This window comes from Streptomyces sp. NBC_01334, from assembly GCF_035983595.1.
In the GTDB taxonomy this organism is placed as follows: Bacteria; Actinomycetota; Actinomycetes; order Streptomycetales; family Streptomycetaceae; genus Streptomyces; species Streptomyces coriariae.
In genome coordinates this window covers 3,676,624-3,702,909 of sequence record NZ_CP130718.1, presented here as the reverse complement: position 1 = coordinate 3,702,909, position 26,286 = coordinate 3,676,624, and the positions used below count along the sequence as shown (strand labels likewise).

Below are 26,286 nucleotides of genomic sequence, written 5' to 3'. Positions count from 1 at the left end.
AACTACACCCACGTCCGGGGGCGGTAACGATTGGCACGTTCCACCAGGTCGATCCTTTCCTCGCCGCCGGTCGCCAGCCGGGCCAGCGTGCGGTACGAGCGCTCCAGGCCGAAGCGCAGCCCCCGCTCGTCCAGTTCGCTGCCGAGCAGCACCGGGGCGGTCGAGCCCGCGCCCTGGCCACCGGAGAGTATCCAGTCGAGGGCACAGCCGAGGACTTCCGCGGACAACTGCTCGCGCCGCGTCGGATCCAGACCGTACGCGTCCAGCGCCTCGACCTGGGCCGCGGCGGCGGTGAGGTCCTCCAGGAAGGGTACGTCGGAGGCGAGGGCGGTCCGCTCCCGGAGCCGGGCCCGCACGGCCGCCACCCGGGCCGCCGTGTAGTGGATGGAGGACTCCGGCACCGATTCCAGCGTCCGTACGGCACTGCGGCGGTCCCCGGCCGCGAGCTGTACGCGAGCCAGGCCGAACGCGGAGCTCACATAGCTCGGGTCGGTCGACCACACCAGGCGGTAGTACTCGGCGGCGTTGTCCAGCTGCCCCAGCACCTCCGCGCACAGGCCGAGCGCCAGCTTGGGCGTGGGCTCGCCCGGGAAGGCGTCGTAGATCGCGTCGAAGGCAAGCGCGGCGCCCTCGTGGTCGCCGGTGACCAGCGAGGTCACGCCCCGGTACCAGACCACCCGCCAGTCGTCGGGCCGTTCGCCCTCCAGTTTCTGGAGGGACATGAGGGCGGCCTGGTGGTCGCCGTTCTCCAGCCAGGCGCGGATCTGCCGCAGCCGGGTCTCGACCGACGGCGCCGGCGCGGCCGCGAGAGCCGTGATCAGCTCGGCCGGCGCGGACGCCAGCAGGCCGGCCAGGAAGCCCGCGTTGGGGTCGGTGGCGTCGACGTGCGGAACGGGCAGCGCGAGCGCGGCGGCGGGCGCGGGGACGGTCTTCACGAGGCCGGGGGCGACAGTGCTCGGGGCGACGGTGCTTCCGGCGCCGGCCCTGCCTGCGCCGGGCGACGCGACACCGCCGGCACCCGCCGGCCCGGAGCCGCCGACGAAGGCGGGAGCGGCGACGGACAGTGCGGGAGCCGCGCCGGCGAAGGCGGGAGCGGCGGCGCCCGGCAGGACCGGAGCCGTGCCGCCGGGCGCCGCGGTCCCGTTGCCCGGGCCGCGGGTGAGGGCCGGCGCGGCGCCCGAACCGCCGAACAGACGCGACGACTTGACGGCGACCCGTGCCCCCAGCCGTGACACCTCGCCGGTCGGCTTCGGGAACAGCTCCGTGTCCGTGACCTTGACCTCCGGCCCGAACAGGGTCGACAGCGCGGGCCGCGCCCGGCCGCTCTGCAGCGAGACGACCTCGCGGAGCACGCCCGTCAGCTGCTCCGCCATCTCCTGCGCGGAGGCGAACCTGCGGGCCGGGTCGGGGTCGGTGGCGCGGACCAGCAGCCGGTAGAACGACTCGTACTGGCGGAAGACCTCGATGTTGTCGGGGTCGGGCAGCGAGTCGACGAAGACGGTCGTGTAGCCCTGGAAGTCGAAGGTCAGGACGGCGAGCGTACGGCCCACCGTGTACAGGTCGGAGGCGACCGACGGCCCGACCTCCGCGACCTCCGGGCCCTGGTAGCCGACCGTGCCGTAGATGGCCGACTCGTCGTCGTCCATTCTCCGGACCGCGCCCATGTCGATCAGCTTGAGCTGGTCCTCGGTCTGGATCGCGTTGTCGACCTTGAAGTCGCAGTACAGCAGGTTGCGGCTGTGCAGATGGCCGAGCGCCTCGAGCGCCTCGATGCCGAACGCGCACGCCTGCTCCACGGGGAGCGGATCCCGCTTGCCCTGCGGGGTGCGGCGGTCGTTGGCGATCTCCTTGAGGGACTTGCCGCCGACGTACTCCATGACGATGTAGCCGTCGAGTGAACCGGTGCGCTGGTCGAGGTGTTCGACGAAGTTGTAGATCCGCACGATGTTGGCGTGCTCGATCTCGGCGAGGAAGCGCCGCTCCGAGATGGCCGCGGCCATCGCGTCCTGGTCACCGGTGTCCAGGAGGCCCTTGAGCACCACCCACCGGTCGGAGACCGCGCGGTCGACCGCCAGGTAGACCCAGCCGAGCCCGCCGTGCGCCAGACAGCCCACGACCTCGTACTGGCCGTGCACGACGTCGCCGGCCTTCAGCTTCGGCACGAAGGAGTACGGGTGGCCGCACTTGGTGCAGAAGCCCTCCGTGCGTCCCTCCCGCTCCCCGCGCGAACGGCCCACCGGGGCACCGCAGTCGGAGCGCGAGCAGAACCGCTTGCGCTCCGGCACCTCGGGGTTTTCCTGCACCATCCCGCGCGGGTCGGGCCTCGGCACCTGCGGCACCGTGACCAGGCCGGCGCCGAGCCGGGCCCGCCCGGAGGAGCCGGCCGTCGAGCCGGAGCTGCGCACGGACACCGAACGGCCCGTCGACTTGCCCGACAGCGACCGGGACAGCCGCCCGGACACCGAGCGGCGCGACTTCGACGACTGCGACGACGTACGGGTACTGCGGGCGCTGCGCCCGCTGGAACGTGAACTGGCGCTGCCCGCCGAGCCCTTGCCGCCCCCGGTCACCCCGGTCGGCGGTGAGCCGATCAAGCCTCCCCCGGAGGAGGGACCCCCGGACGAGACGACCGGGGCCAGACCGCAGGTGTCGCAGTACAGCTCGCCGCCGCCCACATCCTCGTACGACCCCTCGCAGCCCGGCCGCTGACACGCCTGCCCTGCCTGACTCATGGCTACTGCTCCCCCCTACGGTCCTGAGGTCCGCCCTGCTCCGGCACGCGCGGTGCCGTGAGCAGTTCGGCGGCCGCCTGCTGGTAGCGCAGGACGGCCTGTCCGGCCACGCGCAGATCACAGGGCGCGCTCCACAGCATGCGGCGCGCCGCGTCGTAGCGCTCGATGAGGAACGGGTCCTCGGCGAGCCCGTGCCGGGCGACCTTCGCCTTGTACGCGTCGAGACGGCCGCGCAGCTCCGCGCGGACCGCCAGTGGCTGGGTGACCGCGGTCAACGACTCACGAGCACGCAGCAGTTCGTCCTCCGCCTTCTGCTCCAGGGACTCCAGGAGCGGGGACAGGCGGTGCCACTGGGCGTGCCTGCGGTACTCGGCGGCCGTCGCGAGCTGCTCCTGGAGCACGGTCGGCGGGCCGCTGACCACCGGCACCTCCGTCGCGGCGATCTTCGCGAGCACCTCGCCGCGCGCGGTGCGCGCCTCGGCGAGCGTCCGGTCGGCCCGGCTGAGGATGTCCCGCAGCTTCACCAGCCGCTGCTCGGCGTCCTGGCGGACCGTCAGCACCGCGTCGATCTCCCGGCGCACATCCTCCAGGGCGCGTGCCTCACGGTCGTACACCGTGGTGTCCGGACGGCCGCCGCCGGGCGCCGAACTGCCCTGCGCGCGTACCCAGAAGGCGAGCGGGTCCGACACCACCTGCTCGCGCAGGGAGGTCAGGGTGTGGGTGATGCGCTCCAGGTCGTCTCCTGCCGGGTGCTCGCCCGGGCGGACGCCGACGGAGTGGGCGAGCCGGCGGGTGCGCTGGAGCTCCGCGGCCAGTAAATCTATCCGCGCGGGCAGCGCCGACCACACCGCGTCGGCGGTCACGACCATGTCGAGCGAGGACGCGTAGAGCTCGTTCATCCGGTCGACGAGGGTGGTGAGGGAGAAGCTGTGGCTGAGCCGGCCGGCGCCGTGCAGCGTTGGCGCGTTGGCGGTGGCGGCCGTAGCGGCGGCCGAGCCGGCCACCGTGACCGACTCGCCGCGCAGCAGCTCCGTCAGCTCCGCCAGGTCCTCGCGGCTGGACCAGCGGCGGCGTGAGCGGATGTCACGGGCGCCGCGCAGCGCGTCCGTGTACGCGTCGAAGTACGTCCACAGCAGCGTGATCGACGCCTCCGCGGACGCCCAGCGCTCCTTGGTGACACCGGTGAGTTCGGCGCCTTCGAGGAGTCTGCGGCCCGCGTGGTCCTGGAGGGCGAGGAGCGAGGTCTCGATCGCCTCGTGCTCCGCGCCGAGCCGCGCCAGCGCACGGTCGACCTCGTCCCGGTCCATCACCGGCCCGGGGGGTCCCGTGACGCCCATCGATCACCTCTCGCTGCTGTCGGTCTTCTCGGCTCTGTCCGCCGCCTGCCCTGCCGTCCTGCCCGCCGGTCGTCAGCTCGTGCTCAGGTACTGGGGGGCGGGCGGCTTCGACTTCGTCGCGTCACTGCCCAGTGTCGCCGACAGCCACTTGTCGTACGAGGCCTGCCAGCCGCTCGCGCGGTACTCCACCAGGATCTGGTTGACCCGGCGTACCAGATCCGTCGCGTTCTTCTTCATGGCCACGCCGTAGTACTCGGTCGTGAAGGGGGCGCCCTTCAGTTCGACCGTGGGGTCCTGGGCGGCCTGACTGGCCGCGAGCGCGCCGTCGGTGACCACCGCGTCGACCTCGCCGAGCTGCAACCGGACCAGGCAGTCGAGCTGGTTGGGCACGGGGGTGGCGATCACGACGCTGGAGGCGATCTTGCCGGCCTTCTTGTCGTCGACCAGCTTGGTGTTGGCCGTCGAACCGGTCGCCGTGCAGACCTTGTTCTTCGCCAGCGTGTCGTCGTAGCCCTTGATCGTCGAGGACTTGGGCGCGAGGACCTGCTGTCCCGTCTTGAAGTAGGGCGCGGAGAAGGCGACCTCGTCGAGGCGGGTGCAGGAGATCGTCATGGTGCGTACGACCATGTCGACCCGGCCCTCCTGGATGGCCGGAATGCGCTGGTTGGTCGGGATGGCCTTGAACTGGACCGCGTTCGGGTCGCCGAGGATGTCCTGGGCGATCCGGTGGACCAGGTCGATGTCGAAGCCCTCCAGCTCCGCGCCCGTGTTGTTGGGGTCGCGGTAGCCCCAGCGGTAGCTGTTCTGGTCGACGCCGACGATCAGCTTGCGCTTCTCGCCCGTCCGGGCCTTGATGGCCGCGATCGTCGGACCGTCCGCGCTCGACGGCGTCGGCGTCCGCTTCTCCGGGTCGGTGCAGTCGGCGTCGGCCGCCTGGGTGCCCGCGGCGATGCCTTGGCCGGCCTGGGCGGTGCTCCCGTCGCCGGGCGACCGGGTCGTCCACGGCAGCAGCAGGACGAAGGACAGCGCGAGGGCGCACAGGGCCGCCATCGCACCCACTCCGCCCCAGCCCTTCAGGCCGGCCCGCACTCGTCGCACACGCATCGTCACGCCCCCTTCCACCGGTACGCCTCCTTCCGCCGGTTCGCCCCCGCCCACCGACACGCTCCTGCCCACCGGCAGACGCCTGTTCACCGATCCGCGCCCGTTCACCGGCACACGCCTGTTCACCGGTACTCCGACAGTCTGCGGCCGATGCCGACGACCGCGCCCGCGGCGCCCAGCACGGCGAGCACGGCGGCGCCGATCGGCAGGCCGGTCATCGCGCCCAGACCGTCCCCGGCCGCCTGCCGGAACTCGGTCTGCTCGTGCGCCAGCGCGTCCGCGAGGTTCTGGTCGACGTTGTCGAAGCACGCGCCGGTCGCGTCCTTGCCGCCGATCACCAGGGCCAGCGCCTGCTCGTAGTTGCCGTTGTCGTCCTGCGCGCGGGCCGCGGTGTGGCGCTTCTTCCACTCCGCCATGTTGCTCTCGGCCGACGCGACCGGCTTCTCGCCCGCCTGGTCGTCGGCGAGCTTCGCCGCGAGGGTGAGGCCCTTGCCGAGGGTGGTGATCTCGGTGGTGAACTCGTGGTCGTACTTGTCGAGCGTCACCTCCTCGCCGTCGGCGGCCACCTTCACCGTTTCGGCGCCGCGCGCCACCAGCGTCAGGTTCTCGTTGCCGCGTGCCTTCAGGGAGGCGATCCGGGCGTCGTGCAGGACGTTCAGCGAGCGGACGCCGTGGTCGTAGGAGTCGTCGAGCCCCGCGCGGGCCACGCTGTGGCCGACGACCAGCCAGAGCAGGACGACCGTGGTGGTCGCCGTCGCCGCGACCAGGCCGTGGTTCAGGACCCGGTTCGTACGGCGGTAGTTGCGGTGCTGCGCCCAGGCGAGACCGGCCAGCGCGAGGACGCCCAGGCCGATCGCCGCCCACGGGTAGGGGGTGGCGTCGCCGTAGTCGTCCTGGAGGCGCTGGTTCTCCTTCGTGTAGAGATCCTGGGCCGCCGGGAGCATCTCCCCCTGCATCTTCTGGTTCGCGTACCGCAGATAGGCGCCGCCGACCGGGAAACCCTGCCGGTTGTACGTCCGCGCGCGCTCCACCAGGCCCTTGTACTCGGGCAGCAGTTTGTTCAGCTTGGTGATGAACGCCGTGGAGGGCGAATCGGGGTCGGCGTTGTTGGCCGCCGTGACGAGCTTGGAGGCGGCCTCGTCGATGTCCTCCTCGTAGCGCGACCGGGACTCCGCCGTCTCCTGGCCCCCCGCCAGGAATCCGCTGGAGGCCGCCGTGTTGGCGTCGGCCAGCGCACGGTAGATGTCGGCCGCGGCCGTGCTGAGCGGCTGGCTCTTGTGCAGCACGTCGTCGGCGGCGGCCGCGCGGTCGGTCGTCTGCCAGGCCGTCACGGCGCCGAAGGCGAGGACGAGCAGGGCGAGGAAGGCGCCGATGATGCGGAGCCGGCCCGGCTCCGTGGTCGCCGCCGCGCGCGCCTTGTCGACGCCCTCGGCGAACGCCGTACGGCGCGTCGGCGGTGGCGCCGAGGCCGGCGCAAGTGGCGCTACGGTGCTGCCTGGTGCCGGGTTTGCCACGTTTGACCTCCCCCATGGTCATCTACCGCCGCCAGTATCGCTGGCGGGGCCGGTCATGTGCACCGGCCTTCACTGGATCTTGATCAGATCGCAGTCACCCCTGTCCATGAATACGCGTCGGGTGGGTGTTCGGTTCCTTCGTGGGGGCCCGTGTTGTGTTCGGGGGCGCATGCGGTCACTCACCCCGCGTGGAAGTGCCTGCGCACCCTCCGCTGCACGTCGGCGTCCGCCCCCAGCCGGTCCAGGCCCAGCAGCGCGGCCCCCAGTACCGGGCGCTCCCGCACGACGCTCGCCACCGCCTTCGGCGCCCGCGCGGCCAGGAGCTCCCGTACCCCGTCGTCCAGTTGCCCGTGGCCCGCGGTGAGAACGCCTCCCCCCAGGAGGACCGGCGTCTCCTCCTCCAGGAGGTCCAGCCGGGTCAGGGCCACCGTCGCCATGGACACCACCTCCTGCGCCAGCCGGTCGACGATCGTGCGCGCCACCGCGTCCCCGTCCCGCGCCGTCCCGAAGAGCACCGGGGTCAGTTCGTGGCGGCGGGACGGGGCGATGTGCTCCAGGTGGAGGGCCTCGATCAGGGCGTACATGGACGGCAGACCGAAGTGGGACGGGAGCGCGTCGGTGAGGACGGTCGGTCCTCCCCGGCCGTCCTCCGCCCTCGCCGCGTGCCATATCGCCTCCTCGGCCAGGCCCCAGCCGCCGCCCCAGTCGCCGGAGAGGCGGCCGAGGGCCGGGAAGCGGGCGGTGCGGCCGTCGGGGCGCATGCCGACGCAGTTGATGCCGGCACCGCAGACGACGGCCACCCCCCGGGGGTCGGCGACGCCCGCCCGCAGGATGGCGAACGTGTCGTTGCGGACGTCCACGGAGGTGCCCCACGCGCGTGCGTGCAGGGCCGCCGCCAGCTGCTCCTCCTCCACCGGCAGGTCGGCGTTGGCCAGACAGGCCGAGACATGGACCGCCGAGTCGACGCCGGCCGCGGTGTACGCGCGCGTGACGGTGTCGGCCAGGGCGTCCACCGCCGCCGTCACGCCCACGGCGGGCGGGCGGAAGCCGTCGCCACGGGCCGTGGCGAGGACCCTTCCGTCGGCCGCCACGACCGCGACGTCCGTCTTGCTGTTGCCCGCGTCGATGGCGAGCACGCTTGCCGTCAGGCCCACGCGAGATGCTCCCGGTTGTGTGCGATCAGCTGGTCGGTCAGCCGCTCGGCGTACTCGTACTGGGCGACCAGGGGGTGGGACAGCAGGGCCTTGAAGACCCTGTCGCGGCCGCCGTGCAGGGCCGCCCGCAGGGCCAGTTCCTCGTACGCCGTCACGTTCGCCGTCAGGCCGCTGTAGAGCGGGTCGAGGGGCGGCACGGGGAGCGGGGACGGACCCTTGGGGCCCACCGCCGCCTGGACCTCGATCACCGCGTCGTCGGGGAGGAAGGGCAGCGTGCCGTTGTTGAGCGTGTTCACCACCTGGTACGGGCTGCCGGAGCCGGTCAGCAGTGCCGCCGCCAGGTCCACCGCGGCCTCCGAGTAGTAGGCGCCGCCGCGCTTCGCCAGCAGCTCCGGCTTCTCGTCCAGGGCCGGGTCCGCGTACAGCGACAGCAACCGGCGCTCCATCGCGGCCACTTCCGCCGCCCTGGACGGCTTCGTGCGCAGCTCCCGGACGACCTCGTCGTGCGCGTAGTAGTAGCGCAGGTAGTAGGAGGGGATCGTGCCCAGCCGGTCCAGAAGTACGCGGGGCAGGCGCAGGTCGGCGGCGATCGTGTCGGCGTGGGCGGCCAGGAGGCCCGGCAGCATGTCCTCGCCCTCGGGACCGCCCAGCCGTACCCCGGTCTCCCAGGTGAGGTGGTTGAGGCCGACGTGGTCCAGGTGGACGTCGGCCGGGGTGACGTCGAGCAGGGCGGCGAACTTCCGCTGGAGGCCGATCGCCACGTTGCACAGGCCGACCGCCTTGTGGCCGGCCTGGAGCAGGGCGCGGGTGACGATGCCGACCGGGTTGGTGAAGTCGATGATCCAGGCGTGCGGGTTGGTCCGGCGGACCCGTTCGGCGATGTCCAGGACCACCGGGACGGTGCGCAGCGCCTTCGCGAGGCCGCCCGCTCCCGTCGTCTCCTGCCCGACGCAGCCGCACTCCAGCGGCCACGTCTCGTCCTGCTCGCGCGCGGCCTGGCCGCCGACGCGGAGCTGGAGCAGCACCGCGTCGGCGCCCTCGACGGCCGCGTCCAGGTCGGACGTCGTCACGATGCGCCCCGGGTGGTCCTGCCGGGCGAAGATGCGGCGGGCCAGGCCGCCGACGAGGTCGAGGCGGTCGGCCGCCGGGTCGACGAGGACCAGTTCCTCCACGGGAAGGGTGTCCCGCAGGCGTGCGAAGCCGTCGATGAGTTCGGGTGTGTAGGTCGAGCCGCCGCCGACCACGGTGAGTTTCATGGCTTGTTAACCCTTTACTCCGGTGAGGGTGACACCTTCGACGAACGCCTTCTGGGCGAAGAAGAACACGAGGATCACGGGGGCCATGACCAGCACGGTGGCCGCCATGGTGAGGTTCCAGTCGGTGTGGTGCGCGCCTTTGAAGGACTCCAGGGCATAGGAGAGGGTCCATGCGTTCGGATTTTCGGAGGCGTAGATCTGCGGGCCGAAGTAGTCGTTCCAGGCGGCGAAGAACTGGAAGAGGGCGACGGCGGCGATGCCGGGCTTCGCCATCGGCAGCACGACCTTGAGCAGGGTGCGCAGGTCGCCGCAGCCGTCCACCTTCGCCGCGTCCAGGTACTCGTTCGGGATGGTCAGCAGGAACTGGCGCAGCAGGAAGATCGAGAACGCGTCGCCGAACGCCAGCGGGATGATCATCGGCCACAGGGTGCCCGACAGGTCCAGCTGCTTCGCCCAGAACAGGTACATCGGGATGACGACCACCTGCGGGGGCAGCATCATCATCGAGATCACCAGCATGAGCGTCAGGTTCCGGCCCCGGAAGCGGAACTTGGCCAGCGCGTACGCCACGGGGACGGACGAGACGACGGTCAGGACCGTGCCCAGTCCGGCGTAGATCAGCGTGTTCCGCCACCAGGTGAGGAAGCCCGGGGTGTCGAAGACCTTCTTGTAGTTGGCCCACTCCCAGGTGTGCGGGATCAGGTCCCGGCTGAGTGCCTGGGAGTCGCTCATCAGGGACGTCAGGAACACGAACACGAAGGGGAGGGTGAAGAAGAGGGCCGCGGCCAGGCCGAGGGAGTGGACCGCGATCCATTCCAGCAGGGCCTTGCGGCGGGCGGTGCGCTCGGCGGGGGAGGCGGGTGTCCGCAACTCCGTCGGACGGTCCAGTACTTGGGTCATGGGGGTCAGTCACCTGCCTGGATGAGACCGCCCCGGCGCCGCATCAACAGCGCGGTGAACGCCATCGAAAGGGCGAACAGCACCAGGGCCACGACACAGGCCGAGCCGTAGTCGAAGCGCTGGAAGCCGAGGTTGTAGACGAGTTGGGGAAGGGTGAGCGTGGAGTGCTCCGGATAGCCGGGCTCGAACATGGTGCCCGCGCCCTGGATCACACCCGAGGCGACCTTTCCGGCGACCAGGGGCTGTGTGTAGCACTGCATCGCCGCGATCACTCCGGTGACGACCGCGAACATGATGATCGGCGAGATGTTGGGGAGGGTGACGAACCGGAACCGCTGCCACGCCGAGGCGCCGTCCAGTTCCGCGGCCTCGTACTGCTCCTTCGGTACGTCGAGCAGCGCGGCCATGAAGATGACCATCAGGTCGCCGACCCCCCACAGGAACATCAGGGTGAGGGCTGGCTTGGACCAGCTCGGGTCGTTGAACCAGCCCGGCGCCGGGATGCCGATCTTCTCCAGGATCGAGTTGACCGGGCCGGTGCCGGGGTTGAGGAGGAAGGCGAAGGCCATGGTGGCCGCCACCGGCGGGGCCAGGTAGGGCAGGTAGAAGAGGGTGCGGAAGACCCCCGTACCGGTCTTGATCTTCGTGATGAGCATGCCGATCCCGAGTCCGAACAGGACGCGCAGGGTCACCATGATCACGACGAGCCAGAGCGTGTTGCGCAGGGCCGGCCAGAAGAACGGATAGTGCTCGAAGACGTACGTCCAGTTCTTCGTGCCGCTCCACGTCGGCGGCTTGAAGCCGTCGTAGTGCATGAACGAGAAGTAGACCGTCGAGATCATCGGGTACGCGAAGAAGACCGCGAATCCGATCAGCCAGGGGGAGAGGAAGGCGAGGGTGCGCAGCGCCGAGCGCCGGTGCTTCGCCCTCAACGTGTGGGTGGTCATCGCTACTTCGCCTGCGCGATGTCCGTGTCGATCTGCGCCGCCGCCTTCTTCAGGCCGGCCTTCAGGTCGGTGAGCTTGCCGCTCTCGTAGTCGTAGCCGAGCTGCTGCACGGTGGTGAGGTAGACGCCGCCGTTGAGCGACGCCGGGGAGGTGGTCGAGTTCGGGTTCGCGGCGATGTCCAGGAACGTCTTGAAACGCGCGTCGTACTTCAGGTCCGGGGACTTCAGGGCCGCCAGCGTGGACGGCACGTTGTGGATGGCGTTGGAGAAGGCGACGACCGCGTCCGTGTCCGTGGTCATGTACTTCACCAGCTCCCAGGCCGCGTTCTGCTTCTTGCTGGTGGCGGCGATACCGGCGATGGTGCCGGTGATGTAGCCCTTGCCGTACTGGGCCGCCTGGTCGTCCGGGACGGGAAGCGGGGCGACGCCGATCTCGAAGTCCGGCTTGGCCTCCAGAGCCATGCCCAGCCGCCACTCGCCGTCGAGCTGCATGGCGACCTGACCGGTCTGGAAGGGGTGCTTGGGGCCCCACTCGTCGCCGAGCGTGGAGCGGAAGGTCTCCAGCTTCTTGAAGCCGCCGAGGCCGTCGACGAGCTTCTTCTGGAGGGTGAAGGCGGAGGCGACGGCCGGGTCCGTGGCGATGGTCGACTTGCCGGCCGTGTCGAAGTACGTCGGGGAGAACTGGCCGAGATAGTGCTCGGTGGTCGTCTCCCAGCCGTGGTAGTTCGGCATGAAGCCGAGCTGCTTGAACGTGTTCCCCTGGGTGATCGTCAGCTTCTTGGCGTCGGCCTCGAACTCGGACCAGGTCTTGGGGGGAGCGGTGATGCCGGCCTTCTCGAACGCCGTCTTGTTGTAGTAGAGGCCGTACGCGTCGCCCAGCAGCGGGACGGCGCAGCGGTTGCCGTCGAACTGGGTGTACTCGTTCATGGCCTTCGGGAAGGTCGTGGACGGGTCGATGTCCGCCTTCTCGAAGAAGGGGTTGAGGTCGACCAGGGCGCCCGACGAGCAGAACTTGCCGACGTTGTTGGTGGTGAACGACGAGATCACGTCCGGCGCCTTGGTGCCGCCCGCGCGCAGCGCCTGGTTGATCTTGTCGTCGGTCATGTTGCCGACGACGTTCACATGGATGTTGGGGTGCGTCTTCTCGAAGCCCGCGACCAGCGACTTCACGGCCTTCACCTCGTTCGGCGCGCTCCAGGCGTGCCAGAAGGTGAGGGTCGTCTCCTTCGACGCGTCGTCGTCGGAGCCGGTCGCGGACTGGCCGGTACAGGCGGTGGTGCTGAGCAGGAGGGCCGTGGAGGCGGTGAGGGCAAAAGCCGCCTTTCGGACGACTACGGGTATGCGTGTGGGCATGGCGGAGCCTTCCAGGGACAGGGCAGGGTGAGTGGAATGCGGTGAGGTGAGGTGGAGCAGGGTGGAGCGGGGTGAGGTGCGGTCCGGGGAGGGGGGCGGTGGTGCGGCTAGCGCGAGGTGTCGAAGACCTCGTCGCGGGTGGCCGCCAGCGCGCTCTCCAGCGCGCCGCGCAGCACGGGTCGTTCGGTGACGTCGCCCATGACCAGCTTCGGCCGGGACGCGGCCAGTTCCTCCAGCTCGTCCTGGACGAGGGCGCGCAGCACCTCGCCGCCGGCGGTCAGGGAGGCGCCGCTGAGGACGACGAGTTCGGGGTCGAGTACGGAGACCAGCGAGGCGAGACCGGTCGCGAGCCGGGTCGCGTACGTCTGGAGCAGCTGCCGGTGCAGGGCGGTGTCCTCGGCGGCTGCCCGCTCGACGAGCGCGGCGGCGACCTCGGCGTACGGTCCGGACGGGAGGTCGGTGATGCCGAGCTCCCGGGCCAGCCGGGGGACGGCCTGTGAGCCGGCCAGCTCCTGGAAGCCACCGCTGTTGGCCTTGGTGACCTGCCGGACCAGGGGTGCGCCCGGAACCGGCAGGAAGCCGACCTCGCCGGCGCCGCCGGTCCAGCCGCGGTGCAGCCGTCCGCCGAGGACGAGGGCGGCGCCGAGACCGCCCTCGTTCCACAGCAGGACGAAGTCCTCGTGGCCGCGTGCCGCGCCCAGGCGCTGCTCGGCGACGGCGGCGAGATTGACGTCGTTCTCGTACTCGACCGGCATCGGCAGGGCCGCGGCGAGATCGTCGAGCAGCGCGGGGGAGTGCCAGCCGGGCAGGTGGGAGGCGTAGCGCAGACGACCGGTGGTGGGGTCGAAGGCGCCGGGGGTGGCGACGACCAGCCGCCGTACCTCGTCACGGGTGAGGCCCGCGGCCTTCACGGCGCCGTCGAGGGCGTCGGTGACCTGCCGTACGACGGCGTCGGCGGTCTTCCGGCCGGGTGTGGGCACCTCGAACGTGCCCACGGTGCGGCCGGTGGCGTCGGCGACGGCGGCCAGGACGCGTTCGGGGGTGACATCGAGCCCCGCGGCGTACGCGGCGGCCGGATTCACCTCGTACAGCTGGGCGTTGGGACCGGGGCGCCCCTCGGTGGTGCCGGTCGCGAGCACCAGTCCCGCCGCCTCCAGCCGGGCCAGCAGCTGTGAGGCGGTGGGCTTCGACAGGCCGGTGAGCTTGCCGATGCGGGTGCGGGACAGGGGGCCGTGCGCCAGCAGGAGGTCGAGGGCGGCGCGGTCGTTCATGGCGCGCAGGACGCGCGGGGTGCCCGGCGTACCGGCGATTCCTGCCATGGGGTCGACACCTGCCTTTCTGAACTGCCCAGCTTCTCAAGTACGCCGGACGCAAGTCCACATCCGGTCACTGTTAGGAAAGTTTCCTATCGGCTGGCAGGAACGTAGACCCGTCACGAAGGGGACGTCAAGGAGTGAAAGGGGAAACGCCCCCGAGGCAACGGAGTCGTTACTTCGGGGGCGGAAAGGTCGGCAGGGCCCCGCGAAGGCCGGAAGGCCGCACCCGGATCCTTCCGGGTGCGGCCTTCCGGCGTGCGGGCTACTTCGCCGGGGTCACCGGCCGGGGCTGTGCGATCGGTGTCGCCGCCGCCGACTGGGGCGAGTCCGCGTTGGAGAACACCGACGGGGCCGCCACCGAGGCCGTCGGGTCGGCCGGGTCCTCCGTGACGGGGGCGGTCGCGCCGCCCACGATGCGGATGTCGGCCGCGTCGAAGGCACGCTTGACGCGCCAGCGCAGCTCCCGCTCGACGGCCAGGGCCTTGCCGGGCATCGTCTTCGCGGAGACGCGGACGACCATCGAGTCGAGCAGGACGCTGTCCAGGCCGAGCACCTCGATCGGGCTCCACAGGAGCTCGTTCCAGGGCTCCTCCTTGCTCATCTTCTCGGCGACCTCGTCCAGGGTGGCCTTGACCAGGTCGAGGTCCTCGGACGCCTTGACGGTCACGTCGACGCCGGCCGTCGCCCAGCCCTGCGAGAGGTTGCCGATCCGCTTGACCTCGCCGTTGCGGACGTACCAGATCTCACCGTTGGCACCACGCAGCTTCGTCACGCGCAGCCCCACCTCGATGACCTCGCCGGTGGCCACGCCCGCGTCGATCTGGTCACCGACGCCGTACTGGTCCTCCAGGATCATGAAGACACCGGAGAGGAAGTCCGTGACCAGGTTGCGCGCACCGAAACCGATCGCCACGCCCGCGACACCGGCGGAGGCCAGCAGCGGGGCCAGATTGATCTCGAAGGTGCCCAGCACCATCAGGGCGGCCGTGCCGAGGATCACGAAACTCGCCACCGAACGCAGCACCGAGCCGATCGCCTGCGAGCGCTGACGCCGCCGCTCGTTGTTGACCAGCAGCCCGCCCAGCGCCGTGCCGTCGACCGAGGAGACGGTGCGGTTCATCCGGTCGATCAGCTTGGTGATCGCCCGCTGCACCACCACTCTCAGCACCACCGCGATCACCAGGATCAGCAGGACGCGCAGACCGATCGCCAGCCAGGTCGACCAGTTCTGCTCGACCCAGCTGGCCGCGTTCGTCGCGCTCTCCTGGGCGTCCTGGAGGGACGGGACGGTCACCGCGGTCGGCGACTCCGAGGGAGTCGGCGACGGTGACACGTCGGCGGCCGGTAGGACGGCGGGCAAGGACACGGCAGGTACCTCCAGGTGCTGCACTGCTCCATTCGGTGCGGCGGTCAAGGGCGACACGCGCTGCGAGGTCACGGAAAGGTCACCGGACGGGCAGAACCACCACACTAACGGGGCATTGTGTGTGGTCCGGCGTGTTCCGTGAAGGAGAGACGGTCCTCACCTGCGCTTGAACCGGCCATGATCCTGGGGAGACAACAGGGTGTGGTCGAAAACACTCCCAGCCCGTTACCGGCACATGGTGGCGCGTCCACCAGGCAAGAGGGGAGACTGACCACAGATCGTCCCGGCGCGAGCCACGCGCCGCCGACGCCCAAGGAGGCATCCGTGCCGCATGTCCTGGTCCTCAACGCGTCGTACGAGCCGCTCGGCGTCGTACCGCTCCGCCGCGCGCTCGTCCTCGTCCTGGAGAACAAGGCGATCTCCCTCGAGGAATCCGGCGCCTTCCTGCACAGTGCGACCGTCACAGTCCCCGCACCCAGCGTGGTCCGGCTCAAGCGATTCGTCCGGGTTCCCTATCGGGGGCCCGTTCCTCTGACCCGTCGGGCGCTCTTCGCCCGGGACGGGGGCCGGTGCATGTACTGCGGTGGCGTCGCAACCAGCGTCGACCACGTCATCCCGCGCAGTCGCGGAGGCAAACACGTGTGGGACAACGTCGTGGCGTCCTGCCGTCGCTGCAACCACGTCAAGGCCGACCGGCATCTCGTCGAGATCGGCTGGCGGCTGCGCCACAAACCCGCTCCACCTTCCGGACTCGCCTGGCGCATCATCGGCACCGGGCATAGGGACCCGCGCTGGCTGCCGTACTTGCAGCCGTACGGCGCGGACGACGCTCTGGCCCGGATCGACGGCATCTCCGCCTGACGATCCGGGTCTTCGTATTGCGTCGCCCGCGTCCTCGCACCGCGTCACCACGGCCTCCGAGCCGGGCGTGACCGGCTCCGGGGGTCCCCTGTGCCCCCGGAGCCGAATCGTCGTCGCGCAGGGCGCGGCTCCGGCCTGAACGGGCTGGTCCGGACGGTGCTGGTCCGGAGGGCGCTGCTTCGGAGGGCGCCGGTTTGCGCAGGACCGATGCGGTGGGCGCCGGTCTGAGCCGTACGGTCTGGTGGGCGGGGTTCGGGCGGAGGCAGGATGGGGCCGTGCCCACCGAGTCGGACAAGATCGAGCTGAACGAACACGAACTGCGTGAGATCGCGGGCTACGCGGCCCGCTGCGCGCGCAGAGCGCTCCCGATATTCGAACAGAGCCTTCCCGCGGACCCGCGCCCTCGCGACGCCGTCGAAGCGGCGGAGGCCTTCGCCGGGGGCGGCCGGCGCACGGGCGCCCTGCGGCAGAGCGCGTGGGCGGCGTACCGGGCGGCGCAGGAAGCCGCCTCACCTGATCCAGCCGCCTCGGCCGCCGCGGCCGACGCGGCACGAGCGGCGAGCCATGCGGCCGCCTCCGCGTATCTGCATCCCCTGGCGAACGCGCATCAGGTGAAGCACGTTCTCGGTGCGGCGGCACACGCGGCGCGAGCGGAGGAGCTGGCAGCGGGGCACTCGGCAGTGGAGGCGGGCCGGTCTGGCACCATGGCGGACCCGGCCGCGGTGAGGAGCCCCACTGCCGGTGCGGGGACCCTGGAATGGGCGTGTCATCACGCGCCGCCGGCGGTCACCGCGGTGCTCGGCCGGCTGCCGTCCGCGCCTCCCGGGGGTGGACGCGTGGGAGAGCTCATGCGCGATCTCGACGCCGCTCTGCGCGCTTGAGGGCGACCTGAGGGCTGTCGGAGGCGGACTCGGGGCGGTTGGGGAGCGACTCAGGGGTGGTCGGGGCGGACTCAGGGCGGGTGAAGGGCGACACCTAGGGGCGCTCGGAGGCGACCCGGGGGCCGACGGAGGGCGGCCGGAAGGCGATCCGGGGCGGCCTGGGGGCGCTCGGAGGAGGTCGGAGGGCGCTCGGAGGGCTGGAGGGGGTGAGGTCGGCTCCCGCGTGGCGGGCTTGTTCGTCGTGCGCAGTCGGGGCGTCGTCGTTTCGACGCGCCGGTCCGCCGTGTCGGCGCGGGCCGCGGGAGGGGATGGCGGCGTGTAATGACGTGAGGACGTCTGTCCCCGCGTCCGCTGGGTAGGGCTGGGGTATCCGATGCCGTACTGATGAGGAGGCCACCGTGATCGCACCGGCCCGCTCCAAACGCCTGGCGGAGCCGTCCGCCGCCACCCCCGTCGAGCTCCAGGACCCCTACCTCGGTACCTACAGCGCCGAGGGGACCTGCGCCGAACCCCCGCTGACCAGCGAACCTCCGTTGCCCGACGCCGAGCCCCTGACCAGCGAGCCGCCGCTCGCCGTCGCGGACTCCGACTCCACGAGGCCCTAGATGACCGTGCCCCCCGGAGAGGAGCTCGCCCGGCTCGCCGCGCTGCACGGCGTCGCCACCTCCTACCAGCCCTCCCCGGACCGCACGGTCACGGCCTCGGCCGGTGCCGTCACCCGCGCGCTGGCCGCCCTCGGCGTCGACGCGGGCACCCCGAAGGCCGTACGCGCCGCGCTCGCCGCCCGGGAACGGGAGCTGCGCGAGCGGCTGCTTCCGCCGACGGTGGTGTGCTGGCGCGGGAGCCCCTGCGAAGCGCTCGCCGCCCTCCCCGAGGGCACCGCCCTGCGGGTGGAGACCGAGCAGGGCGAGTGCCGCGACTCCGTCGACCAAGTCCCGCTCGGGGTGCATCAGCTGACGGTCACCGCGCCCGACGGGCGGACCGGCCGCGCCCATCTCGTCGTCGCCCCGCCCCGTCTGCCCACGCCCGCGGGACGTTCGTACGGGCTCCTCGTCCAGCTGTACTCCCTCCTCTCCGGGCGCTCCTGGGGCATGGGCGACCTCGGCGACCTGGGCGAGCTGACCTCCTGGGCGGGGCGGGCGCTCGGCGCCGGGTTCGTGCAGGTCAACCCCTTGCACGCGGCCGTGCCCGGCACCCCGACCGACCCCTCCCCGTACCGGCCCTCCTCGCGCCGCTTTCCGGACCCGGTGCATCTGCGGGTCGAGGACGTCCCCGAGTTCGCGTACGTCCGGGACGACGACGATCCGCGGGCCGGGTTGCTCGAGCGCGCCGGGCGCCTGCGCGAAGCCGTCCTGGAAAAGGGCGAGTTGATCGACCGGGACGCCGTGTGGGAGCTGAAGCGGGAGGCGCTGGAGCTGGTCGCCCGGGTGCCGCTCGGGCCCGGCCGGCGCGCCGCCTACTGCGACTTCCTCGCCGAGCAGGGCCAGGCCCTGGAGGACCACGCCACCTGGTGCGCGCTCGCCGAGGTGCACGGGTCGCAGTGGCGGCGGTGGCCGGCCGGACTCCGGGACCCGCGCTCCGCCGAGACCACCCGCGCCCGCGGCGAGTTGATGGACCGCGTCGACTTCCACTCCCGCCTCGCCTGGCTCACCGATACTCAGCTCACCGCCGCCCAGCGTGCCGCCCGCGAGGCGGGCATGCCGGTCGGGATCGTGCACGACCTGGCGGTCGGCGTGCACCCCGAGGGCGCCGACGCGTGGGCGCAGCAGGAGTACTTCGCCGCCGGCATGTCGGTGGGCGCACCGCCGGACGCCTTCAACGCGCGTGGCCAGGACTGGGGCCTGCCGCCCTGGCGCCCCGACCGGCTGGCCGCCTCCGGCTACGCCCCCTACCGGCGGCTCCTCAAGGCTCTCTTCCGGTACGCCGGCGCCCTGCGCATCGACCACGTCATGGGCCTGTTCCGCCTCTGGTGGGTCCCGCAGGGCGAGCCGCCGACCGAGGGCGCCTACGTCCGCTACGACGCGGAGGCCATGCTCGCCGTCCTGGTCCTGGAGGCCTCCCTGGCCGGTTCGGTGGTGATCGGCGAGGATCTCGGCACCGTCGAGCCGGGCGTACGCGAGACGCTGCGCGAACGGGGGGTGCTGGGTACCTCCGTGCTGTGGTTCGAACGGGACTGGGACGGCGACGGGCGCCCTCTGCCGCCCGACCGCTGGCGCGACGACTGTCTGGCCACCGCCACCACGCACGACCTGCCCTCCACTGCCGCCCGGCTCACCGGCGAGCACGTCGAACTCCGGGACCGGCTCGGCCTGTTGACCCGGCCCGTGGAGGAGGAGCGCGCCGAGGCGGCCAACGACACGGCGGAGTGGCTGGGCCTGCTCACCCGCCTCGGACTGCTGGCCGGCGTCGGCGGCGGCAGCGACCGCTCCTCCGAGGAGGCCGAGGTCCAGGCCGTCCACCGCTTCCTGCTGCGCACCCCCGCCCGCATGATCGGCGTCTGGCTCCCGGACGGCGTCGGCGACCGCCGCCCGCAGAACCTCCCCGGCACCTGGGACCAGTATCCGAACTGGCGGCTGCCGATCGCGGACGCGACGGGCCGCCCGGTGACCCTGGAGGAGTTGGCGGCCTCGCCGAGGCTGCGGGCGCTGATCGAGGTGTTGAGGGAAGAGGAAGAGCACGACCCGGCTGGCAGCGGCCCCACCGCCCAAGCCTGAGCGGGAGCCCGAGGGTGCGGCGGACGGGGCCTTTCGAGGCCGCGACGGAGCGCAACGGAGCCGCGACGGGGGTGCGACCGGGGTGCGGCGGCGGCAGTCCCGCGGGCGGCCGTACGAGCGCCCCGCGCCTCATACGGCACCCCGGGCGCGCGCTCCCCGACACCGTTCGCTAACTTGGCACCGTGGACAAGAAGAACGCCCTGCGCGCCGGCGCCCTGGCTGCCGGTACGACGCTGATGATGCTGCTCATGTCGTCCCCCGCGCTCGCGCTGACCCGCGACGACGGTGACGACCCCGGCCCGGGTCTGAGCGTCGGCGAGACGCTGGGCCTCTATGTGGTGGCCCCCATCGCGCTGTTCCTGCTCATCGCCGGCCTGGTGTGGGTCCTGGACAAGTCGAAGGACAGGGACGACACCACCAGCTCCAACATCACCGTCAAGGGCCGGGCGAAGGCCAAGGCCTAGCTCGCCGGCCCCCTGACTCCCGGCCCGGATTCGGGCCCGAGGGCGTCGACTCCCTCCGCGTACGCGCATGCCGTACGCGGAGGAAGCCGACGCCCTCGACGCGTTTGCGGGCCCGCGCCCCTCGCGGCCGGGACCTGGGCCCGGCCGGCCGGGCCTTAGGGGTGGGGTGCCGTCAGATACCGCTGCACCGTGGGCGCCAGCCACGCCACGGCCTCCTCCCGGGGCAGCGTCACGACGGGAGGGAAGCGCAGGACGTAGCGGGTGAGGGCGAGCCCGAGCAACTGGGTCGAGCAGAGCGCCGCCCGGGCCGGGACCTGCTCGGGGTCGGGGCAGACCGTACGGGCCACCGGCAGGAGCTGGTCGCGGAAGATGCCCTGCATCCGCTCGGCCCCGGCCTCGTTGGTCACGCCGACCCGGAGCAGCGCGGTGAGCACCTCGTTCTCCTCCCACATGTCGAGGAAGTGGGTCACGAGGGCCCGGCCGATCTCCTCACGGGGAAGCGCGGTGAGGTCGGGCAGCTTCAGGTCCACGGCGACGGCCGCCGCGAAGAGGCCCTCCTTGCTGCCGTAGTAGCGCATCACCATCGACGGGTCGATGCTCGCGTCCCGCGCGATGGCGCGGATGGTCGCCCGCTCGTAGCCGTCGGCGGCGAAGCGTTCGCGGGCGGCGTCGAGGATGGCGGTGCGGGTGGCGTCGGAGCGGCGGGGGGAGCCGGGGGGCTTGCTGTCTGGCATGCCAACAAGCGTAGGCCAACGTGCGTAGGCCAACAAGCGTTGACATTCACTTCGCTACGGCTCTATGTTTGCCAACAAGTGTTGACCAACAAGCGTTGACTGATACGTCGACAGTCGTTGGCCAACAAGTGTTGGCACCCAGGAGGCCACGATGACCGGCACCACTGGCACCACTGGCACCACTGGCACCACCGGCACCACTCCCCGTCCCGTGATCGTCGTCGGGTCCGGCCCCACCGGGCTGCTACTGGCCGGTGACCTCGCCACCGCCGGTGTCCCGGTCACCCTCGTCGAGAAGCGCCCTCACCGCGTCAGCAACCTCTCCCGCGCCTTCGTGCTGCACGCCCGCACCCTCGAACAGCTCGACGCCCGTGGACTCGCCGACGAACTCGAGCAGGCCGGGCGGCCTCTCGACCGGCTCCGCCTCTTCGGCCGCCTCACCGTCGCCCTCGACACGCTCCCCTCCCGCTTCAACCACCTCCTCGTCCTCCCGCAGTACGAGGTGGAGAAGGCGCTGCGGCGGCGCGCCGTCGAGGCGGGCGTGGAGTTCCGGTACGAGACCGAGGTGACCGGCCTGAGCCAGGACGCGGACGGCGTGACCGTGCAGGTCCGCACCGCCGCCACCGATACCGCCGTCGCCGCCACCGATACCGCCGCCACCGGCGCCGCCGCGACCGCGACCGGTGTGGTGCCGGGGGAAGAACTGCGCGCCGCGTACGTCGTGGGCACCGACGGCATGCGCAGTGTCGTGCGGGACGCGATCGGACTGCCCTTCCCGGGCCGCTCCGTCATCCGCTCCGTCGTACTCGCGGACGTCAGGCTCGCGGAGGAGCCCGGGACGCTGCTCACCGTCAACGCCGTCGGCGACGCCTTCGCCTTCCTCGCGCCGTTCGGCGACGGCTACTACCGGCTGATCGGCTGGAACCGCGCCCGTGACGTCCCCGACAGCGAGCCGCTCGACCTCGACGAGGTCAAGGAGGTCACCCGGCTCGCCCTCGGCCGTGACTTCGGGATGTACGACGCCCGCTGGATGTCCCGCTTCCACAGCGACGAACGTCAGGCGCCCGCCTACCGCGTCGGCCGTGTGTTCCTGGCCGGCGACGCCGCGCACGTGCACACCCCGGCCGGCGGCCAGGGCATGAACACCGGGCTCCAGGACGCGGCCAACCTGAGCTGGAAGCTCGCCCAGGTGGTCAACGGTCACGCGCCCGCCGACCTCCTCGACACCTATCAGGCCGAACGCCACCCCGTCGGCAGGTCCGTTCTGCGCAGCAGCGGTGGCATCGTCCGCCTCGCCATGGCCAAGCGCCCCTGGACGCTGGCCCTGCGTGCCGCGGTGACCGGCTTCCTCGGCGCCGCGGCTCCCGCCCGCCGCAGGGCCGTCGGCCGGCTCACGGGCATCGGCTACCGCTACCCCGCTCCCCGGGGCGCCCACCGGCTCACCGGCACCCGCGTCCCGGACGTCGCCCTCGCCGACGGCGGCCGCCTCTACGAGGAACTGCGGGGCGGCCGCTTCGTCCTGATCATCCCGCAGGCGTGCGGCGACCGGGGCGTCGGCGCCCGCAAGGACCGGCTCGCCGTGGCGCACTGGGCGAGCGACCGCCGTACGGCACTCCTCGTGCGTCCCGACGGCTATGCCGCCTGGGCGTCCGACACCGCCGAGCCGGACGCCGTGGAGGCCGCGCTCGCGACGCACGTCGGCTGAGAGTGCGCCGGAGAGCATCCGTGCGCAGCGGCGCCGGTAATTCCGTCGACAGGCCGTGGGCCGGGCTGACAGGCTCCTGCGCATGACCTACCGAATCGAGTTCCACACCGCTCGGTGAGCGCCCCGGCTGTGCCGCCGCCCGCCCTGTACGACCAGGTACGGCGTCTGCGGCAGGGGTCGCCGGACGGGCTCCCGCCCGGCCGCGGGTTCGACCTCCCCGCCGACCTCGGCACCGACTCTCCCGCCGACCTCCTTTCGGAGCCCCGCCTTTCGGAGCCCCGCCTTTCGGAGCCCCGTCCTTCGGATCCCGCTGCTTCTGAGCCCCCTGAGACGCGGTTGTCCCGCAGGGAGATGGCGGGTGCCGTCCGGGAGGCACTGAACCCGCTGCCGGATGATCCGGCCACCCTGCACCGTCGCTTCGCCGAACTCGGCGTCCGGGGCCGCCACCGGAATCTGATCCGGTCGGCCGTCGCCGCCCTGCCGCTGCCGGCCGACGAGCACGCCACCGCGCGCGCACTGGCCAGGCAACTGACCCGGACCGGCAGTACCGTGCCCGCCGTCACCGCTGGCCTCGCCCTTCTCACCCGCCTCGGCGAGCCCGAGGACGTCCCGTATCTCTCCACCCTCGGCCTGCTCCGGTCGCTCACGGGGCCGGCCGTCCAGGCCCTCGACGCCCTCGACCGTCGGTCCGCCGCCGTCCTGTGGCTCGTGACCTCCGTCAGTCGCGGCGAACTGCGGCCCCTCGTCCACGCGTTGGGGACGGGGGACGACCGGGCCGTCCGCTCGGAGCTGGTGGCCTTCCGCGCCGAACCCCGTTTCCTCGGCGCCACGACCGCCCGCCGTATCGCGGAAGCCGCCCGGTTGCCCGACCTGCTCGCCGAGCATCCCGCCGACCCGGCCCTGCTCGCCCGGGCGGCCCGGCTGCTCGTCCGGATGGGGTGCGCGAGCGACAACACGACCGAACTTCTCACCTACCGCGAGGCACCCGCCGTGTACGAAACCGTTGTCACCCGGGCCGGCCTCCTGCCGCCGACCGTCGAACAGCACGCCACGCTCCTCTCGCTCGCCCTCGATCTGAGCAGTGGCTCCGGAGCGCTGCTGGACTGGCCCTCCGGCTGCCGCGAGAGGCTCCTCGGATCCCTCGACCGGCTGCTGGCGGAGCCTTCCTGGACCGCCACCGCCACCGCTACCGCCCCCGCCACTGCCGACCTCGACCCGCAGGGCCCGGCCGACCTAGACCCGCAGGGCCCGGCCGACGTGGCCCGGCGGCTCCGGGCCGGCTGGATCCGGCGTACCGGACGGCGGCCGTTCACGCGTCCTGCCGTGCCCGACAGCGGGCTGTGCGTCGAGATCGTGGCCGGAGATCCCGTGGACCGGGCGCCCGTCGAGACCCGCATCCTCGTCGACGGGCGGCCCCTCGTCCCGGCGGTCTTCGCACACGGGCCCGCGCACAGTCCGGAGGAGCTCCTCGACGAGGGTCTGCTGCGGGCCGGCCCGGAGCCCCGCAGGGTGCGGCTGGCGGAGGCCTGGTGCAGCGAGGGGTGCTGCGGCGCGCTCCACGTCACCATCCGCCGCGACGGCGACCGGGTCGTGTGGGAGGACTGGCGGCGGCCGCCCCCGCCGGGCAGCAGCGGTCCCGCGCCCGGACTCCCGGTCCTGCGGTTCGACGCCACCGCCTACGACGCGGAGATCGCCCGCGCGGAGGCGGACCGGGCCTGGGCCTGGCCGGCCCGCACCGTGGCCCGGCTGATCAAGGCGGGGCTGGTCGAACGACCGGAGCTGCTGAGCCGCTGGGACGCGCGCCGGGGCTGGATCAGCACCGGCCACGAGGAGCCGGACACCGCCCAGGTGCACTTCTGGTACCAGCCGGGGCTCGGCGCGGGGTGCCCGGAAGGTGATCCGCTCGTGTTCCGCTGGACCGTCCCGGACGACGGCACCCCGCCCGAGGCGCAGGCCGCCGCCGCCCTGCGCCGGCTGGCCGAGGAGGATCCGAAGAACTACAGCCGGGTCAGCGGCGGCACCCGCCAGCGCGCCGAAGAGCTCGGCTACACCTGGCCCTTCGGCGACTGACCGGCCCCGGCCGGCTCCGGTCGGCTCCCGGGTCGACTCCCCGGTCGGCTTTCGGGCCGGATCCCTGGCCGACTCCCGGTCGGCTCGTCGAGTGCCCGGTCGCAGTGCCTGGCCGCAGTGCCGGACTCAGCTCCTCGACGTCTCCGTCGTCAACAGCAACTCCCGCAGCAGGTCGGCCAGTTGACCGGCCCGCTCGGCGTCCAGGGCGGCGTCCAGGGCCTCGGTCTGGGCGGCGAGACCCGCGCCGACCGCCCGGTCGACCAGATCGAGCCCCTTCTCGGTCAGCGTCACCTGGAGGCCCCGGCGGTCGTGCGGGTCGGGGGAGCGGCGCAGCAGTGCGGCCCGTTCCAGTTTGTCGAGGCGGCCGGTCATGCCGCCGGTGGTGAGCATGAGCGTCGCCGACAGCTGGCGGGGCGAGAGGGTGTAGGGCTCGCCGGAGCGGCGGAGGGTGGCGAGTACGTCGAACTCGCCCCGTCCGATGCCGAGTGTCGCGTACGCCTTCTCCATCCGGTCGCTCATCGCGCGCGCGAGCCGGGAGATCCGGCCGAAGACCTCCATGGCGCCGGTGTCGAGGTCGGGCCGGACCGTCGCCCACTGCTCGATGATCGCGTCGACGGGATCCTTGCGCGGGGGCTGCGGGCTGCTCATGGGACGAGTATCCCCCCGATTCCGGTCACCCACGAGAAAGTAGCTCGTTGCTAAGCCGCTCGCTGCTAAGCCGATCTCCGCTAAGCCGCTTGACGCTAAGTCGCTTAGCGCTAAGCTAATTCCATGAAGAGGTCCTCGACCGTCCTGCTCACCGCTCTCGCCCCGGTCTCCTGGGGCACCACCTACGCCGTCACCACCGAGTTCCTCCCCGCCGACCGCCCGCTGTTCACCGGCCTGATGCGGGCTCTGCCCGCCGGGCTGCTGCTGCTCGCCCTCGGTCGGGTCCTGCCGCGCGGTGTCTGGTGGGGGAAGGCCGCGATACTCGGCGCGCTGAACATCGGTGCCTTCTTCCCGCTCCTCTTCCTCTCCGCCTACCGGCTGCCCGGCGGCATGGCGGCGGTCGTCGGCTCGGTCGGACCGCTGTTCGTCGTCGGTCTCTCGGCGCTGCTGCTGGGGCAGCGGCCGACCGCCCGGACGGTGCTGGCCGGGGTCGTGGCCGCGTTCGGCGTCAGCCTGGTGGTGCTGAAGGCGGCCGGGGCGCTGGACCCGCTCGGCGTCCTCGCGGCGCTCGCCTCCACCGCCTCGATGTCGGCCGGTACGGTCCTCACCAAGCGGTGGGGCCGCCCGGACGGCGTCGGCCCGCTCGCCCTCGCCGGCTGGCAGCTCACCGCGGGCGGCCTGCTGATCGCCCCGCTCGCCTTCCTCGTCGAGGGCGCCCCGCCCGCCCTGGACGGCCGCGCGGTCGGCGGCTACCTCTACCTGGCCCTGGCGAACACGGCGGTCTCGTACTGGCTCTGGTTCCGCGGCATCGGCCGGCTCACCGCCACCCAGGTCACCTTCCTGGGCCCGCTCTCCCCGCTGACCGCGGCCGTCGTCGGCTGGGCCGCCCTCGGCCAGGCGCTGACGCCGCTCCAGCTGACGGGCATGGCGCTGGCGTTCGGCGCGACGGTGGCGGGCCAGCTGAGGGCCGGCGGCGGGACGGTCGTACGCACGTCCGGGCCCGCTGGCGGGGGGAAGGCTCGCGTGGATCGGGACCAGGACCGGGACCAGGACCGGGACCGGGACCGGGACAGGGATCGGGACCGGGACCGGCCGGACGTGACAGGTCCGGCGCTCCGGCGGTGAGCGCGACGCGGCTCGGGCACGGCAGAGGGCGCGACGCGGCTCGGGCACGGCGGAGGGCGCCCGATGAGACATCGGGCGCCCTCCGCCGCGTAGGGCTGCCAGGAAG

At 72.3% G+C, this 26,286-nt stretch carries 22 protein-coding genes; 9 read left to right on the top strand and 13 right to left on the bottom strand.

All coding sequences use genetic code 11. From position 1 onward, the window contains the following. Nucleotides 1-2 precede the first annotated feature (2 nt). Nucleotides 3-2,330, bottom strand: coding sequence for a serine/threonine-protein kinase (locus tag OG736_RS16530; protein WP_442817041.1), 2,328 nt, complete (start codon nucleotides 2,328-2,330; stop codon nucleotides 3-5). Between the two features lie 10 nt (nucleotides 2,331-2,340). On the opposite strand from OG736_RS16530, the gene OG736_RS47280 reads away from it, so the two are divergent. Next, nucleotides 2,341-2,709 carry a hypothetical protein gene (locus OG736_RS47280; RefSeq protein ID WP_442817040.1) on the top strand — a complete coding sequence of 123 codons (369 nt, stop codon included), beginning with the start codon at nucleotides 2,341-2,343 and terminating at the stop codon, nucleotides 2,707-2,709. A gap of 25 nt (nucleotides 2,710-2,734) precedes the next feature. Here OG736_RS47280 and OG736_RS16525 read toward each other — a convergent pair whose 3' ends face one another. The 10 genes from OG736_RS16525 to OG736_RS16480 all read right to left on the bottom strand — a co-directional run bounded on the left by OG736_RS16525 (nucleotide 2,735) and on the right by OG736_RS16480 (nucleotide 14,978). Continuing rightward, the gene (locus tag OG736_RS16525) at nucleotides 2,735-4,069 is read right to left on the bottom strand and encodes a hypothetical protein (RefSeq protein ID WP_327183130.1); all 1,335 of its coding nucleotides are present in this window, start codon (nucleotides 4,067-4,069) and stop codon (nucleotides 2,735-2,737) included. A gap of 72 nt (nucleotides 4,070-4,141) precedes the next feature. Continuing rightward, complete coding sequence (locus tag OG736_RS16520) at nucleotides 4,142-5,173, bottom strand: glutamate ABC transporter substrate-binding protein (RefSeq protein WP_327183129.1); 1,032 nt, start codon at nucleotides 5,171-5,173, stop codon at nucleotides 4,142-4,144. 122 nt (nucleotides 5,174-5,295) lie between these two features. After that, nucleotides 5,296-6,687, bottom strand: a complete 1,392-nt coding sequence (locus OG736_RS16515; protein WP_327183128.1) for a GlnX family signal transduction membrane protein — start codon at nucleotides 6,685-6,687, stop codon at nucleotides 5,296-5,298. Between the two features lie 179 nt (nucleotides 6,688-6,866). Continuing rightward, on the bottom strand, nucleotides 6,867-7,841 hold the full coding sequence (locus OG736_RS16510; RefSeq protein ID WP_327183127.1) for an N-acetylglucosamine kinase: 975 nt from the start codon (nucleotides 7,839-7,841) through the stop codon (nucleotides 6,867-6,869). Further along, entirely contained in the window at nucleotides 7,832-9,097 is a 1,266-nt protein-coding gene (locus OG736_RS16505) for a 6-phospho-beta-glucosidase (protein ID WP_327183126.1), read from the bottom strand. Before OG736_RS16505 ends, OG736_RS16510 begins: the two co-directional genes overlap by 10 nt. Nucleotides 9,098-9,103: 6 nt before the next feature. After that, nucleotides 9,104-9,997 carry a carbohydrate ABC transporter permease gene (locus OG736_RS16500; RefSeq protein ID WP_327183125.1) on the bottom strand — a complete coding sequence of 298 codons (894 nt, stop codon included), beginning with the start codon at nucleotides 9,995-9,997 and terminating at the stop codon, nucleotides 9,104-9,106. Between the two features lie 5 nt (nucleotides 9,998-10,002). Next, nucleotides 10,003-10,944, bottom strand: a complete 942-nt coding sequence (locus tag OG736_RS16495) for a carbohydrate ABC transporter permease (RefSeq protein WP_054240031.1) — start codon at nucleotides 10,942-10,944, stop codon at nucleotides 10,003-10,005. A 2-nt stretch (nucleotides 10,945-10,946) separates the two neighbouring features. After that, nucleotides 10,947-12,296 (bottom strand): ABC transporter substrate-binding protein, encoded by a 1,350-nt coding sequence (locus tag OG736_RS16490; protein WP_327183124.1) that lies wholly within the window; start codon nucleotides 12,294-12,296, stop codon nucleotides 10,947-10,949. Nucleotides 12,297-12,403: 107 nt separating this feature from the next. After that, a complete protein-coding gene (locus OG736_RS16485; protein WP_327183123.1) occupies nucleotides 12,404-13,615 on the bottom strand; it encodes an ROK family transcriptional regulator in 1,212 nt (403 codons plus the stop codon). Nucleotides 13,616-13,874: 259 nt separating this feature from the next. Further along, entirely contained in the window at nucleotides 13,875-14,978 is a 1,104-nt protein-coding gene (locus OG736_RS16480; RefSeq protein WP_327183122.1) for a mechanosensitive ion channel family protein, read from the bottom strand. Between the two features lie 324 nt (nucleotides 14,979-15,302). Here OG736_RS16480 and OG736_RS16475 point away from each other — a divergent pair, with 324 nt between their 5' ends. From OG736_RS16475 to OG736_RS16455, 5 genes are all read left to right on the top strand, one after another. Continuing rightward, nucleotides 15,303-15,839: an HNH endonuclease gene (locus tag OG736_RS16475; RefSeq protein ID WP_057600138.1), complete on the top strand. Its 537-nt coding sequence runs from the start codon at nucleotides 15,303-15,305 to the stop codon at nucleotides 15,837-15,839. 275 nt (nucleotides 15,840-16,114) lie between these two features. Then, entirely contained in the window at nucleotides 16,115-16,720 is a 606-nt protein-coding gene (locus OG736_RS16470; RefSeq protein ID WP_327183121.1) for a putative immunity protein, read from the top strand. A gap of 398 nt (nucleotides 16,721-17,118) precedes the next feature. Beyond that, on the top strand, nucleotides 17,119-17,325 hold the full coding sequence (locus OG736_RS16465) for a hypothetical protein (RefSeq protein ID WP_442817039.1): 207 nt from the start codon (nucleotides 17,119-17,121) through the stop codon (nucleotides 17,323-17,325). Next, nucleotides 17,326-19,434, top strand: coding sequence for a 4-alpha-glucanotransferase (gene malQ / locus OG736_RS16460; RefSeq protein WP_327183119.1), 2,109 nt, complete (start codon nucleotides 17,326-17,328; stop codon nucleotides 19,432-19,434). A 182-nt stretch (nucleotides 19,435-19,616) separates the two neighbouring features. Further along, complete coding sequence (locus OG736_RS16455; protein WP_327183118.1) at nucleotides 19,617-19,898, top strand: hypothetical protein; 282 nt, start codon at nucleotides 19,617-19,619, stop codon at nucleotides 19,896-19,898. Nucleotides 19,899-20,053: 155 nt separating this feature from the next. Here the strand turns inward: OG736_RS16455 and OG736_RS16450 are convergent, their stop codons facing one another. Continuing rightward, entirely contained in the window at nucleotides 20,054-20,632 is a 579-nt protein-coding gene (locus OG736_RS16450; protein ID WP_327183117.1) for a TetR/AcrR family transcriptional regulator, read from the bottom strand. Between the two features lie 151 nt (nucleotides 20,633-20,783). Between OG736_RS16450 and OG736_RS16445 the strand changes: the two genes are divergently transcribed. Together OG736_RS16445 and OG736_RS16440 are read left to right on the top strand one after the other, a co-directional pair. Then, nucleotides 20,784-22,337 (top strand): FAD-dependent monooxygenase, encoded by a 1,554-nt coding sequence (locus tag OG736_RS16445; protein ID WP_327183116.1) that lies wholly within the window; start codon nucleotides 20,784-20,786, stop codon nucleotides 22,335-22,337. A 351-nt stretch (nucleotides 22,338-22,688) separates the two neighbouring features. Continuing rightward, complete coding sequence (locus tag OG736_RS16440; RefSeq protein ID WP_327183115.1) at nucleotides 22,689-24,407, top strand: hypothetical protein; 1,719 nt, start codon at nucleotides 22,689-22,691, stop codon at nucleotides 24,405-24,407. Between the two features lie 126 nt (nucleotides 24,408-24,533). On the opposite strand, the gene OG736_RS16435 is transcribed toward OG736_RS16440, so the two are convergent. Next, on the bottom strand, nucleotides 24,534-25,055 hold the full coding sequence (locus OG736_RS16435; protein ID WP_327183114.1) for a MarR family winged helix-turn-helix transcriptional regulator: 522 nt from the start codon (nucleotides 25,053-25,055) through the stop codon (nucleotides 24,534-24,536). Between the two features lie 123 nt (nucleotides 25,056-25,178). Between OG736_RS16435 and OG736_RS16430 the strand changes: the two genes are divergently transcribed. Continuing rightward, entirely contained in the window at nucleotides 25,179-26,180 is a 1,002-nt protein-coding gene (locus OG736_RS16430; protein ID WP_327183113.1) for an EamA family transporter, read from the top strand. Nucleotides 26,181-26,286: the final 106 nt, after the last annotated feature.